This is a genomic window from Reticulibacter mediterranei (assembly GCF_016587455.1).
Genome location: NZ_BNJK01000001.1, coordinates 7,453,068 through 7,467,790, shown reverse-complemented (window position 1 = coordinate 7,467,790; position 14,723 = coordinate 7,453,068). Strand labels below are relative to the sequence as shown.

Annotated in this window: 9 protein-coding genes; 8 read left to right on the top strand and 1 reads right to left on the bottom strand. The window is 50.2% G+C overall.

Going from position 1 to position 14,723, the window contains the following annotated elements; genetic code table 11:
• The first annotated feature begins 5 nt into the window (after positions 1-5).
• From K3T83_RS32135 to K3T83_RS32105, 7 genes are all read left to right on the top strand, one after another.
• On the top strand, positions 6-854 hold the full coding sequence (locus tag K3T83_RS32135; RefSeq protein WP_220207007.1) for an alpha/beta hydrolase family protein: 849 nt from the start codon (positions 6-8) through the stop codon (positions 852-854).
• Between the two features lie 162 nt (positions 855-1,016).
• Complete coding sequence (locus K3T83_RS32130; protein ID WP_308441697.1) at positions 1,017-3,776, top strand: helix-turn-helix domain-containing protein; 2,760 nt, start codon at positions 1,017-1,019, stop codon at positions 3,774-3,776.
• Positions 3,751-5,517 carry a helix-turn-helix domain-containing protein gene (locus K3T83_RS32125; protein WP_220207005.1) on the top strand — a complete coding sequence of 589 codons (1,767 nt, stop codon included), beginning with the start codon at positions 3,751-3,753 and terminating at the stop codon, positions 5,515-5,517. Before K3T83_RS32130 ends, K3T83_RS32125 begins: the two co-directional genes overlap by 26 nt.
• A gap of 242 nt (positions 5,518-5,759) precedes the next feature.
• Positions 5,760-7,517 (top strand): hypothetical protein, encoded by a 1,758-nt coding sequence (locus K3T83_RS32120; protein ID WP_220207004.1) that lies wholly within the window; start codon positions 5,760-5,762, stop codon positions 7,515-7,517.
• Between the two features lie 844 nt (positions 7,518-8,361).
• Positions 8,362-9,540: a serine/threonine-protein kinase gene (locus K3T83_RS32115; RefSeq protein ID WP_220207003.1), complete on the top strand. Its 1,179-nt coding sequence runs from the start codon at positions 8,362-8,364 to the stop codon at positions 9,538-9,540.
• Between the two features lie 145 nt (positions 9,541-9,685).
• Positions 9,686-10,654, top strand: a complete 969-nt coding sequence (locus tag K3T83_RS32110; RefSeq protein ID WP_220207002.1) for a thaumatin family protein — start codon at positions 9,686-9,688, stop codon at positions 10,652-10,654.
• 12 nt (positions 10,655-10,666) lie between these two features.
• Positions 10,667-11,794 carry a chitinase gene (locus tag K3T83_RS32105; RefSeq protein WP_220207001.1) on the top strand — a complete coding sequence of 376 codons (1,128 nt, stop codon included), beginning with the start codon at positions 10,667-10,669 and terminating at the stop codon, positions 11,792-11,794.
• 87 nt (positions 11,795-11,881) lie between these two features.
• Here the strand turns inward: K3T83_RS32105 and K3T83_RS32100 are convergent, their stop codons facing one another.
• A complete protein-coding gene (locus K3T83_RS32100; protein ID WP_220207000.1) occupies positions 11,882-13,030 on the bottom strand; it encodes an arylsulfotransferase family protein in 1,149 nt (382 codons plus the stop codon).
• Positions 13,031-13,416: 386 nt separating this feature from the next.
• Here K3T83_RS32100 and K3T83_RS32095 point away from each other — a divergent pair, with 386 nt between their 5' ends.
• Positions 13,417-14,670 carry a serine hydrolase domain-containing protein gene (locus K3T83_RS32095; RefSeq protein ID WP_220206999.1) on the top strand — a complete coding sequence of 418 codons (1,254 nt, stop codon included), beginning with the start codon at positions 13,417-13,419 and terminating at the stop codon, positions 14,668-14,670.
• Positions 14,671-14,723: the final 53 nt, after the last annotated feature.

The following is a 14,723-nucleotide window of genomic DNA, read 5'->3' as shown; positions in this document are numbered from 1 at the left end:
CGTGCATGCCAACCATACAATGTCCAATCTGCCAGTACCGCGATGTTGGCCCTGCCACTACCTGCGCCAACTGCGGTGCATCGTTGACCCTCTATCGCTCCAACATAGAGCAAAATCGAGCGGAGGATGAGCGCCTCTCATCTGATACCGATAAACAGCAAGCCATTGTTCCTCCCAAATCATCAGGAGGGAGATCTAAGCATCTCCCTGTTGTTGTGCCGGATCATCCAGAACATGGCAACAATAACCTCCCGGTACAAAGATCCCAGATGTCACCAACGCCCTACCAAAACGCCGGGTACGGCGGTCAGGAACAGATTTTTCCTACCATACCTATTAAGGAAACTAAAATTTTCAGGTTACCTGAAGAATTTCCTCGTAGTATCTGGTTGCCGAGACGCAGACCAGATGTCACTGGCATCATTATACATGTGCAGTCAGCACAAGAATTTCCTGACTATCCAAACCTTCTCAGAGCTCTGGTAGATCTCGTAACCGAATTTATCTGGCTTGTGCCTAATCAACCTGTTCACAAAGAAGGTGAACGCATCCTGGTCACAACCGTCCGGGTGCGTTTGCAGAGTGGCGAGAAAAGGGATGTGCGCATACAAGGGAATTTGCGCGGCGCTAATCTCTCGCTGGGCGATATGATCTCATTCTGGTGCTGGAAATATAGAGGAAGCTTGATGGTGCGCACAGGTTACAATCACACCTCAAAAGCCATTATCACAACTAATGCTATAGCAATGTTCATACCTGCCATTATCTTGCTTTTAATATTAATTGCTTTCCTTGCTGCATTTTTCTCATGGAATCATATATTACCGGCTATTCCTGGCTTTTTTCATAAATAAGAAGCCCGGGTTTTATAATTTTTTCCTATAATCAATGTTTCTTTAAAGAAAATAGATATAATATAACGTAGTGTCGCAAACGTCTTTCGAGGCAAATGGAGATGCAGAGTCACTGAAAAGTTCCCGCAAGGAGAAAGTCATGAGCCGGCACGCCATCCTAAAATGTTTACAAGAGAGATATATCGAATGAAATCCCATCCATTGAAAAGAGAGCGCCAAGCGCGTAACTGGTCCTTATCCAGAATGGCGGAGATATTGGATACAAACGTGCGCACGGTGAGTCGCTGGGAAAATGGACAGGCAACTCCATCTCCTACTTATCGTGAACGGCTCTGTCTTCTCTTTGAAAAGAATGCGCGTGAACTGGGTATTCTGCCTGATAGCGCGGAAAAAAGTGTTGAGGCGGAAACGCCTCGTGCAGCCCCACTCTTCCAGTCTAAAATTCTCAAGCACACCCCTCTCCTGGTAGATCCGCAGATTCCAGATATCACAGAGCGCGCCTCTAGCTTGCTGGGCCGTGAAACACTATTGGCCCAGGTAAAGCATCGGCTATTGCATAATAATCGAGCGGCATTAACTGCGCTCAACGGCTTGCCTGGCGTGGGTAAAACCGCCCTTGCGGTCGCATTGGCAACCGACCAGGAGATCCAGGCGCGTTTTCGTGACGGCATTCTCTGGGTTGGGCTCGGACCGCGCCCTAATGTGCATGCCTTGCTTACGCGCTGGTGTATGCTTTTAACCATTCCTCATTCACTGGCGGCGAATGCCAACGACCGCGAGGAGCTGGGCAAGGCGCTCCATACAGTAATCCGTTCACGTCGCATGTTACTGGTCATTGACGATGCCTGGATACTTGAAGATGCATTGGCCTTTCAAGTTGGAGGAGGGCAGTGTGCCCATTTATTAACCACCCGTCAACCTCAACTCGCCTATGCCTTCGCTCAGGATGGAACCTTTCTGGTTCCCGAACTCAATGAAGCCGATGGTCTGTCCCTGCTGGCTCGCTTTATCCCACAAATGGTGGAGCAAGATCCCGAGGGCGCTCGGGCACTGGTACAGTCCGTAGGCAGTTTGCCACTGGCGCTGGTATTGATGGGGAAATATCTGGCAACGCAAACTCATAGCAAGCAACCTTATCAGCTTCAGGATGTTCTGAGTACCCTGCATCGCACAGAACTGCATTTGCGTGAGCACAAGCCGCTATCGGATGAACCTCTCACTGAGGAGCAGGCGAATCCACTTCCATTCTCTCCGCTCTACGCGGCTGTCGCCATGAGCGTGCAACAACTATCCCCCCAGGCGCGCCATGTCCTCAGCACGCTCACAATTTTCCCACCCAAACCCAATAACTTCTCGGAGGAAGCCGCGCTAACAGTCAGCCAGGCAGATGTAGAAACACTCGATGAACTCTGGGATATTGGCTTACTGGAAAGTAATAGACCCGGACGCTATATGCTGCACCAGGTTGTCGCCAGCTACGCACGCACTCAATCCATTGATAGCGAATCGCAACGGCGCTTTGTATCCTATATGCTTCACTATCTCCTGGAACATGTTCACAATTATGAGATGTTAGAGCCTGAATTGAAAAATATCTATGCTGCATTTGATACCTCCCTGGCGCTGGGAATGCAACAGGAGATGGTCCAGAGCATCACTTCTCTGGTTACGATCATGCGCACGCAAGGGCTCTACAATCAAGCAGACCAGTATCTTCGATCCGCGCTCCAGGCAGCGCTTGAGATTGCAGACCCCAGCGGGCAGATCGTGATCTTACGCGACCTGGCGACCTTCGCCGAGTTACGAGGTGATTATACCCAGGTCTTGCAATATGCCCGACGAGCCTTGTCGCTGGCACGACAACATCAATTATTTGCAGATCTGAGCGGCATATTAACGCTGTTGGGATGCGGTTTCTTTCATTGCGGCAAGCATCAGGCCGCCTCGACATCTTTTACTGAGGGGCTACGTCTGGCACGCCAGGAAGAAAACTACCAGCGTGCAAGTATCCTGCTCGCCTACCTGAGCAGAATTGCTCGCTACCAGGGCCAATACGCCCAGGCTGAGATCTATGCTCAGGAGGGTCTTGTTCTCGCTCGCCAGACAGACTCTCAGGAGACTCTCAGCCAACTTCTGCTCTCCCTCGCGGCACTATCCATCCGGCGAGGAAATTATGATCAAGCCGAACAGCATGCTCTGGAGGGACTGGTGCTGGCACGCCGTCTCGGACAACATGAGCAACTGGGTATCTTACTCAGTACACTTGGCTGCGTTGCAACTCATCAGGGCAACTATGCCCTGGCAGAAGGATACTTTCAAGAAGGTCTGACGCTTACACGCCGTGCAGGGCGCCTGGCCCAGGTTTGCGATCTTCTCACCAACGCTGGTGTGCTGGCAATCAAACGAGCCGAGTATGCCCAGGCTGAGCGTTACCTGGATGAAGGTCTCCAATTGGCGCGCCAACTGAAACTTTCTCCTCTGTTACCCTTCCTATTGATGTGTTTTGGTCAAGTTGAGGGTCTCTTACGCAAGTTTAACCAGGCGCTGGCTTATCTTCAGGAAGGGTTAGAAATCGCCCGCCAGCTGGGTGCAACCTGGCTTATCTGCGATATCCTTATCAACCAGGGGGAAGTTTATCTTAAAAATCAACAATTAGATAACGCTTCAAAGGCATTTCATCTCGCAATCACCGCTGATGCAGGCAAAGAGCATGATCTTCGTTGGACTGCTATAGCTCTCTATGGACTATCTCGCATTGCCGCCTTGCAAGGCAACAGGGCCGAAGCCTATCGACTGGGACGCGAGAGCCTGAACCTTGCCTCAGCCTTGCCAGCGGATAGAAGCGAGGAAATTAAGCGATGGCAGCAATCATTTTCTGAACAGGAAGATATACTTTATGACGCCCCATCCATTGAAAGTTGAACGCGAATTGCGCGGCTGGTCACAGGCAAAAGTCGCAAAAATACTTGGCACGACCACTCGCACTATAGGTCGTTGGGAACAAGGGCAAGCTATCCCTTACCCGCATTACCGCGAACAGCTCTGTGCTCTTTTCGGCAAAGACGCGCTTGAACTTGGTATTTCCACGAAGAGCGATGAAAATAAGAGCGTTGCTGAATCCCATGCTCTTATAGAAACAACCATTACCACACCGGGTGAACAGACGGTGGCAGGATCAAGCTATCTGCTTGATCCTGCCATTCCCGAGATACCAGGCCGAGCAGGTGATCTACTTGGACGTGATGATCTGCTGCTACAGGCAAAACAGTTTTTGCTTGAAAATAACCGCTTTCCTGTGATCGCATTTCATGGTTTACCCGGCGTTGGTAAAACCGCTCTCGCGGTTGCTCTGGCGATGGATCAACAGATTCAGGCTCGCTTCTGCGATGGTATACTCTGGGGCAGCCTGGGGCCATGTGCGAACGTATTGGATCAGCTTATGCGCTGGGGTGACTTGCTGGGCATCTCCCCCGATGAAGTCAAAAATGTGCATAGCAGCGCATCGTGGAGACGCGCGCTCCGCATGCACATAGGCACACGCCGCCTGCTAATCATTATCGATGACGCGTGGAGCGCCGAAGATACTCCGGTTCTCCAGGTAGGGGGCGCTTACTGCGCTCACATTTTGACCACACGGCAACCCCAGGCTGCGTTCGCTTTTGCTCAGGACGGTGCTATCCTGGTATCCGAACTTGAAGAGGCCGATGCACTGGCTCTGCTGGCTCGTTTTGTCCCCTTGCTGGGGCAACAAACCTCTGAAGAGGTTCTGACACTGGTACGTGCAGTAGCGGGTATACCACTGGCGCTGACACTGATAGGCAAGTATCTAGCCAGGCAAGCCTTCACCGGACAACCACGCCGCTTGCAAAGCGCCATTACCCGCTTACAATCCGTCGAGCAGCGTTTCCACGTGAGCATGCCCGTCGCTTTTGCTGAAAGTTCTTCAGGTCAATCCGGTTCGGCCCCAATCTCGATCTATACAACGATTGCCAGCAGTACACAGCGACTAAGCTCGTCGGCACGCGCTGCCCTTTGCGCGCTGGCGGTTTTCCCTCCCAAACCCGCGAGCTTCTCAGAAAGCGCCGCGCTCTCGATCAGCCAGCAACCTGTGGAAGCGCTTGATGACCTCTGGGATGCCGGGCTTCTGGAAAGCAGCGAACCAGGACGGTATACGCTGCATCGGACTATCTCCGACTTTTCACACCTTCTCTATGACGATACTGAAGCCCGCAAGCGGCTGGTCCACTATGTCCTCTCTCTGCTTGAAGCTGATCGCTCCGATGACGCTGCTCTTCGTCCCGAGATCGCCACTATTGTAGCGGCTCTCGATACCGCTATAGCCCTGGATATGCTCCCGGAAGTCATTCAGGGGACGTTAGCCTTTTTCCCTTTTATGTGCGTACACGGTCTCTATCTACAATCGCATTATTATCTGGACATAGCTCTACAAGCCTCGATCGAACTGGCCGACTTATCTGATCAAATGACTATTTTGCAACACCTGGCCGCTGTTGCTGAACTTCGTGGCGATCAGCAGCAGATAGAGGTCTCTACGCATTCCTTTCCGCTATCATCCTCTCTTCTATCTCCTCCGCAGATTACCAGCGAGAAGATAGAGAGTTCCATATCAACCAGTAGTAATTGTAAGGATACATCCCAATAAGAAAGGCAGTCTCAGAAAAAGGAGATTTATTTACAGTGGAAGATACAACACACGAACTACCTGAAAGAGAAAGTGAGACAACCTGTCATTCTTACGACAGGCCGAAAGAGAAACCTGGCAACCAGGCCTGGCTCACAAAAGACGGGAGATTAAAGCTACAGGACATGAGAGAATACATGGCATTTTTGTTCGCAAAGCTCCCCTTTCCTCAGAGGAAGTGGGGGAGGAAAAAACGCAGATTCTTGCCCGTCGCTCTTATGCTCTATCTGCTCATTTTCCTGATCACCAGCATTTTTTCTCTCATCGGAGGAACTTCGGCTTCAGCCTCTTCTCAACAAACCACTCACAGTCAAAACCAACACGCGGCAAGCAGTCCTTCCATAGTTATTGGGGGAGTGGATACAACGCTCTCCAATCTGCTCGATTGCACCACGAGTACAACGACAACGACCAATTCAGATGGAACGGCGACCTCAACCCCTGCGGATAGCAAGTATATTGCGGGTGGTAGCCCGACACCGACATGCCAGAACGGACACTGGGCCTGTCAGCATGGGGGTAGCACGGTTGACGACTATGTTCCAGGGTCAGTGCCAAAAGATAAAGATCACTTTTATGTGGTCTGTTTCGGTGCTGGCAATTTAGCAAATCCCTGGTTCGACCCGACCCAGATATCGTACCCCAGTCTTGATGGCTGTAATCCCAACGCGAAATACAGTTTTGATGCGTTTGTCAAAACGAAGGACGCTGATGTTTTACCAATTTGCGCCGATGTTGCTGGTATTGCAGGGAAAACATGGATCTGTCCTATAGGCTATAAGGTGGCCTTCACAGCATATGGAGTTGAAACAGTAGACTTCTTTGATCCGCTCCAATGCCAGCCTAATAATAGTAACTGGATCTTTCCTTGCTCAGATGTCAGTGATGGCCTCCCCAATGTGTCCGTTATTCAAAAGGACTGGCTTTCAGGCAATCATCCAGGCGTGTTATCGAGCGCGGAGCTGACGACACCCACTGCGGGCGAGGGAGGACGCTTCTTCTATACGTTCCCCGAAGATACCTTCAAGCTCGATGGAGTCACAAAGCTCATGCCTTATACTCTGGGCATCGGACTGATCTTCCTGTCACCAGTCATTGTCCTGATCGGCTATCAAGTGCTTCTGGGCAGTATTACCTTTCGCTATGCCAACGCCCTGCAAGCCATTCCACGTCTTTTGTTAGGCATAGCGATTATTGTGGTCGCTTTTACCATGACCGAGACCTTGATTGCGATCTCCAACAACATCACAGGTGGCCTTATCCTGCTCCATAAAGATCTGGGGGGATTTCCCACTGCGATGGTGAATAACCAGCCGGTTGCCTATACGCTCGCCAATGAGAATGACCTGATCTCATATCGTGGGATGGTAGTTCCTATGAGCCGGTGGGGATGCGCCGCTAACGAGTTTATGAAGATTCTGGCGGCCAAATTTGTCACAGATGTGCTGGCCTCGATCATCCCGATCTTTGGCAATTTAATCCATCTTGTCGCCACCATCGCCAACTTTTTCGATCTGATCAAGCATCTGGGCCAGTTCATCCTCCTGGTACTCTCCATTATGCTCTGGGCGCAAGTGCTCGTGCGGATCGTTCTCTTAAATTATTACATTCTGCTGTGCCCCATCGCCTTTGGCTGCTGGGCTTTACCTGGGGGATTCGGACAAGGTGTGGTCAACCAGTGGGCCAAAGGCTTTTTCTCCACCCTGCTCATTCAAATTGTCCAGGTCTTTGTCATTACTACGCTGCCATTGGTGATTCCGGTATTACCAGCAATCCCTTCCGACAGTCTCGGCTTGATGAAAGGGTTGTTGACCCAGTTACCGCCTATTCTGGTGCTCTGGATGACGGTGCGTGCCCCCTCTATTCTGGGTACCTCTACGGCCAGGGCCATCACTAATGCCGGCTCAATCGCCGGAGGCGTGGTGACAGCGGTTGGCGCAACGGCCTATAACATGGTCTAGTCGTTTTATCTAGACAGCATGGAAAAGATTTCTTCATCGTTAGCGGCGGTTCCAGGCTGGAACCGCCGCTAACGCCAGGACAAGATACAAGCCACAAACCTGAAGAATGTCCAAGTTGTCCTCTACTTGACGGTTCCCTGTCATTGCCCCTCGTTTACTTTTCCTGCCATACTTGTAATAAGAAAAGAAAACACTTTTCAAACTGCTATCTATACACAGAGAGTATTTCGTCTATAGCCTTATGGGTAGCATTTATTCCATATAAGACTTTTGGAGCGTTAATTGTGCATTTAGACTTACTGCCTTGAGAAGACAGAAAGAAAGGACTCTTCACATCATGCAGACCTTGAGCCATGAAATTACTCTACCGATGAACACAAAGGACATACGGTGGTATGAAGGTAAGCACGTCATTACGATTGGTAGAAGAACTATAAAACTTACTCCAACGGAATTCCGATTACTTTTTCCGCTACGTCATGGCCACGCCGTGACGTATACTGATCTGGCCTATCACGTTTATCAGTGCGAGGTAGATGACACGGTTCGTGTCATGATGGATAAGCACATCGACCATATACGTGGTAAAATGCGAGGAACAGGCCTGTATTTATATTGTGTGCTTAACTACGGATACCTGATACTGCCAGAAACCTGGTAGCAGGTCCATATTACGTGTAGCAAAGGATTGGCCATAAGCGTCTCTAATAGAATAGAGGTAGCTGCTTGTGATATGTGGGACACGAGTACTCCAGGCCATAACATCTTTCCTTCGCTTCACCTATTATAGGAAGCGCCACCCTATTCTCACTCACCTGCTTTTGAGAAAGGACATGCTGTATTTATGGATAATCTCGCCGATCCTTATCTAGGTCAGATGGTTCGGGGATACCATCTGGAAGAGGCATTAAGATATGAAAAACTTATGACGCTTTACAGAGGGCGCACACAGGAACTCTGGCTCCTTCCAGAAATCGCGATCGCGCTCATTCACATACCGGAGTCTCTCCCTAAGCACGTTCAGGAAAATTTTCTTATCCGCTTCTCCCACGAAGCAAACAAGCTGATACGCCTGCGTCACTCTTCGCTGTTCCCTTTATTTGGCTACGGCGTACAGGAAGACTATTGCTATATCTTGATGCCCAACACCTCTGTCCTGACCCTGGCAGACCGCCTTAAACAGCAACCTCGCTGGCGACCAACAGACGCGCTAAAAATCCTCGCACCTGTTGCCCAGGCGCTTGACTACATACACAAACAGGGGCTCGTTCACCAGTTCCTTCATCCCGCCAATATCCTCTTTCAGAAAAGAATGCCCCCACAGATTACTGATCTCCGTCTGGTACAAATGCTTATGGCTGATGATTCACTCATATCATCTGGGGAGTCTACTACCTCCACACCGCTTTCGCACCTGAAAAGTCTCGCTGGCTCTTATTCAGGTATGGCCGAGTACCTGGCTCCCGAGGTGGTAAGAGCTTCAGAACCCGATCCTCGCTCGGATATTTACTCGCTCGGGGTAATCATGTTTGAAATGTTAAGCGGTAGAACTCCTTTCACTGGCGAGAACTATCCTGATACCGCCTTCAAACACATTCGCGAACCCCTCCCCTCATTGCGAACGCTTTGCCCTGATTTACCCACCGTGCTGGAGTTAGTGGTGGATCGGGCGCTCCACCGCAACCCGCAAAACCGCTTCCAGACGGCAGGAGAGTTTATCGCGACATATTCTCAAGCCATCAGTAAACATTCTCATACCATTTACCCGGCCAGCCTACACAGAGAGAGGCAGACACAACCACTCACTCCTGCTCCAGCAACCACTCCTCCCATACAGGGTGAGAAGAATAATGCCGACAGGTCTGCACACGAGCAGAAACCAGCAGACGTTACCACGCCACCAGAGCAACTCGGCACACTCTATCCGAAAAATAAAGAAATTATTACGATGATTGATGATTTTCGCAAAAAAATGGAACGATTTCAAACCAGAAATACATCAGACACCAGGGGTAGCCATTAATCGCCTTCTCGTCCAACATATCTCCATCAATAAGCACTTCTTTCCCTTCTTCCCCCCGGTTGTTTCCCATTCTTCTGGTTACACTTTTGGTATGAACACAGGTTCATTTACAGATAGGTATAGTCATTGACAACGGGGATGAACAGTGAATCGATCTTCAAAAATTGGTAGCGGTTTCCTGGTCGCGGTTCTGCTGGCAGGCTCTTACACCTTTTCCGTCTTGAACCCAGGAGGTGGAGGCGGGACACAACAACCGGTAAGCGATTCGAGTACTCCGGCTGTGTATGTCCCACGTGTATCTCCCACTCCCACTACTACCTCCTCATCCAACTCTAAAGAGACCTCCCCTGCAACACCAGGCACGCGTGCATTTATATTTATCAACAATTCTTCGGAGACGATCTGGGTTGGCGCATTGAACAATCCTGGTTCTGAATTGCCAAATCATGGTGGTTGGGCAATGACTGCTGGTGCCACCACTACTTTAAACCTCCCTACAGGCTGGCAAGGACGGTTTTGGGGACGAACAGGCTGTACTTTCGATAGCGCAGGAAATGGTGCCTGTGATACTGGCGATTGTGGACACCGTTTACAGTGTAATGGGGCAGGAGGAGTACCCCCGACAACGTTAGCAGAGTTCACGTTGGATGCGCAGTCCATAGGGGGAATTGATATTTATGATGTGAGCCTGGTTGATGGCTACAATATTCCCACGACAATCCACACGTCTAATACCACACCTGCTAACGCTGACCCCTACACATGCGCAGAGACCGGCTGTATGTTCGATATCAATGCTAACTGTCCCGCTGAACTCCAGGTGAAGAATGCGAGTGGGAAGGTCGTTGCCTGTAATAGCGCGTGCAATGCCTTCAATACTGATCAGTATTGTTGTAGAGGAGCTTACAATAGCCCCCAGACCTGTAAAGCGGAGAACTGGCCCGTAAATTACGACAAGGTTTTCAAGAAAGTTTGTAAAGAGTCATATAGCTATGCATACGACGATGGGACCAGCACCTACCATTGTAAGGATTGTAGCTATACCATAACGTTTGGCATGGGAAACACTGCCAAATCACCGCCACGCACTCCATCTATGAGAGGCTTGTCGTAAGAGAGAGGAATAATGGCTCAAACTTCTTCAAAAATTGGGGGTGGTCTCCTGGTCGCAGTCCTGCTGGCAGGCTCTTACACTTTTTCCGTCCTGAACCCGGGAGGGGGCGGGACACAACAACCAGCTGGTGATACGAGTACGCCAGCTGTGTATGTCCCGCCTGCAACCAAAACGCCGACTAGCTCGACAGCCCCAGGCACCTCAGTAACGCCGTGCTCAAACTGTGGTGGAGGTGGTAGCTTACCGCACCATATACTGGCAGGCTACTGGCATAACTTTACCAATGGCTCGACGGCTCTGCGCTTGAACAATATCAATGCTAACTATAGCCTCATCATCGTGGCCTTTACCAACACCGATCCAGGCAAACCGGGCACGGTAACATTCAGCATCGATCCTTCTCTATCAAGCGCTCTGGGCGGCTATAGTCAAGATGCATTTATCAATGATATTACGACGCTGCATGCACAGGGCAAAAAGGTTATTATTTCAGTCGGTGGGCAGAATAGCAGTGTCAGTGTGAACAGCGCAGATACAGCCACAAACTTTGCCAACAGTATCCATGAGCTAATGAAGACCTATGGTTTTGATGGCGTTGATATCGACCTGGAGCAGGGGATCAACGCAAACTCGATGGCTAGCGCTTTACGGCAACTCTCGGCTCTGGCTGGGCCAGATTTGATTATCACCCTGGCACCACAAACGCTGGACATGCAGTCGACAGGGCATGACTACTTTCAACTGGCTCTAAATATCAAAGATATCCTTACGGTGGTCAACACTCAGTTCTACAACTCCGGGACAATGCTTGGCTGCGATGGAAAGGTCTACGCACAAGGAACCGTTGACTTCCTTACCGCGCAAGCATGTATCCAGCTCCAGGGCGGGTTGCGTCCAGACCAGATCGGGTTGGGCCTGCCAGCGATAGCATCCGCCGCAGGGAGTGGATATGTTGCGCCATCAGTCGTGAATGACGCGTTAAGTTGTCTGGCCGCAGGGAAGAATTGCGGATCGTTCAAGCCATCGACTACCTACCCGGACATTCGCGGCGCGATGACATGGTCTATCAACTGGGATGCCACCAGCAGCTACAATTTTGCGAATACAGTTGGATCACATCTGGGCACCCTATCAGGATGACCGTCATTCCCATTCATAACGAAAGAAGAGAATGACGGTTTTCCTGTCGGTCAAAAGAGGTTCGTTGAACCACTGGAATTATCTCACTTATTTTTTAAGCTGTGGAAACTTATCTGGCGCGTAACGAAATGCTCTGAAGATACTATTCATCGTTGCTCCGCCACAATACTGGTACACATCAGCTGGAATAGTATTATCTCTATTACCATTTAACAGTTCTGAAAAATAAGGACTCACATACTCCCAGACGACTTCTCCTTCTGAAGTCACTTCAAATATTCTTCCGTTCAACCCTTCCGTAATGAGTGTATTTCCATTCGCCAATCGCTGTGCCCCCGAAATAAAGGCACTATAAAAATTGTAGGCCGGTGTATCGCGATATTCCCATACAATTTCACTCGTCCTGGGGTTAACCTCGATTACCCGCGAATAGGTATGCGGATCGGTTAATCTCTGCGTGCCATTATCAAAGATCAGAATGTTGCCATTGTCCAAAGAGGTTGGATTATGCTGCTGAGCAAGCACATCATGTCCTAGCTGCCAGACAATTTTGCCGGTCTTTTTACTAATAATGACAACAGTGCTGATGCCGCGAAAGCTCACCAGAATATCGCCGTCCGGCAGTTCCTCAATACCATTGCCATGTGGCCAGTGATGAGGATCTTCAGATGAGTGTACTGGCCTATCAATCAGTTCATCCAGATGCTCCCACGCATGCCACTCCCAGAGAATCTGTCCCGATGGCGCAACTTCGATAAGCCTATCGCTCCAGATCCCACTTTTTGCGATCTGACCCTGAATCTTCTGCGCCACGTCCTCGGGAGTCTTTTCGATGGTTAACAGCAGCGTATTACCAGTGCGCGTTCTGCGTGCATCATGATGGTGGTCTGGATTCTTATACTCCCAGAGAATATCTCCCTCCCAATTCGCCTCCAGCACGACGCCAGCCTTGTAGAGTGGCCAGTGAGGAAAGCGGAGATCATCGCTTGCAGCAGGGGTCCAACCGTTGTAGAACAGATTCCCGTTTTCAAGTAAATACCCATAATAGGGAGGATATGGTAATTTCCACTGATGTACAACATTTCCCTCTAGGTCAATGAGATAGACGGTTCCATCACCGGAGAGAGTTGTAAAAAGGGTATATCCATGATAGACCTTCTCCGGGTCATAGGCAGTCAAGCCAGTCCCACGCCTCTTTTGTGTTTGCTGCTCAATGGAAGTTTGTTGTTTTGCCATCTTATTTTTACCCCTTTGCTCCCGTACTCTTCAAAATAAAGCGAGGCACCTGACAGATTGTTCTATAGAGTACCTGGAGCTTCTTGTTGGTAGGTGTGTACCATAATAGATGCCTTGAGCTAGTATGTACTCATCTGGCATTAATGACTTTATCGATCAACTATGTCATCTATGATAGCATCTTCCCAAATCATTTATCAAGGTTATAAAATACATTCTTCATACTTATGAAATAGATAGATTGCAAACGAACGACGATAGAACAACATCTTTTTTCTAAGCAGGTGCCACTGCCATACTGTTGTCACACGACTCTGCTATACTTCAAACAAAGCATGGATCTATCAAATTGACGCAGAAACAAAGTATATAGAGAGGAGCATTGTATGCAGAAAACAAGCACGACCGGGCACAGTGGACTGGCACCGGACCGCCTGCGCCGCTTGAGCAGCGTTTTACAGGGCTACGTTGAGAGAGGCGAGGTTGCTGGGATCGTCGCCCTCATTCATCGCCGTAATGAAGAAGCTGCCATCGAGACTATCGGCTGGCAGGATAAAGAGACGCGACAGCCGATGCAGCGGGAGACGATCTTCCGTATTGCCTCAATGACCAAGCCAATAGCCATCACCGCCGCCCTGACGCTAGTAGAAGAGGGCAAGATTCGTCTCTACGATTCACTGGACGCCTGGCTCCCAGAACTGTCACAGCGTATGGTGATGCACAATCCGAACGGCTCGCCCAACAACGTCTATCCATCTCCGCGCTCAATCACCTTGCACGATCTGCTGACGTATCGCATCGGCATCGGCTGGGGAACATCCAGCCTGAGATCTCGCCTCTTCGCCATGAACCCCTCGCCGGTGGCCGAAACACTCCAGATCCCAAATGTTGAACAACTCGCTCCTGACGCCTGGATCGCACGCCTGGGAGAGATGCCTCTGCTCTACGAACCGGGAGCGCGCTGGCTCTACCATATCTCCTCTGAAATCCTGGGGGTTCTGATCGCTCGCATTACAGGCAAGCCATTGGAAACATTTTTGCGTGAGAGCCTCTTCGAGCCTCTAGGGATGGTTGATACCAGCTTTGTGGTGCCACCAGCGAAACGCAACAGGCTTGCGACGCTCTACGCACAAACGCCAACGGGCAAGTTGACCGTACGGGACCATCCGGCAAATACGGGTTGGGCACATGAGCCGCTTTTCCCCTCAGCTGGTGGCGGCCTCGTCTCCACCGCCGACGATTTTCAACGCTTCGGGCGCATGTTACTTAACAAAGGCCAACTCGATGGGGTTCGTATCCTCTCGCGCAAAACGGTGGAGGCAATAACGACCGATTATCTCACCCCGGAACAGCATACTCATTCCTCTTTTGCCTTTGATCGTGTCGATACTGATCCTTCCGCCAGTATATGGGACAACTGGGGATTTGGCTATGGCGTGGCTGTTAGAACCAGGCGGATCGGCTTAGGGCCGAGCATAGGCTCCTTTTTCTGGCCTGGAGCCTATGGCACCACCTGGATCTGCGATCCACAAGAAGACCTGATGGCGACCCTGCTGTTCCAGGTCATCGGCGCAAATCCGTTCTATACCCAGCTCGGCGAAGATTTCCTGGCAATGATCTATCAAGCAATTGTCGATTGAAACATGCCTCATCTCTCGCCGGAACCTGCTATACTAGAAGCAGCACAATGCAG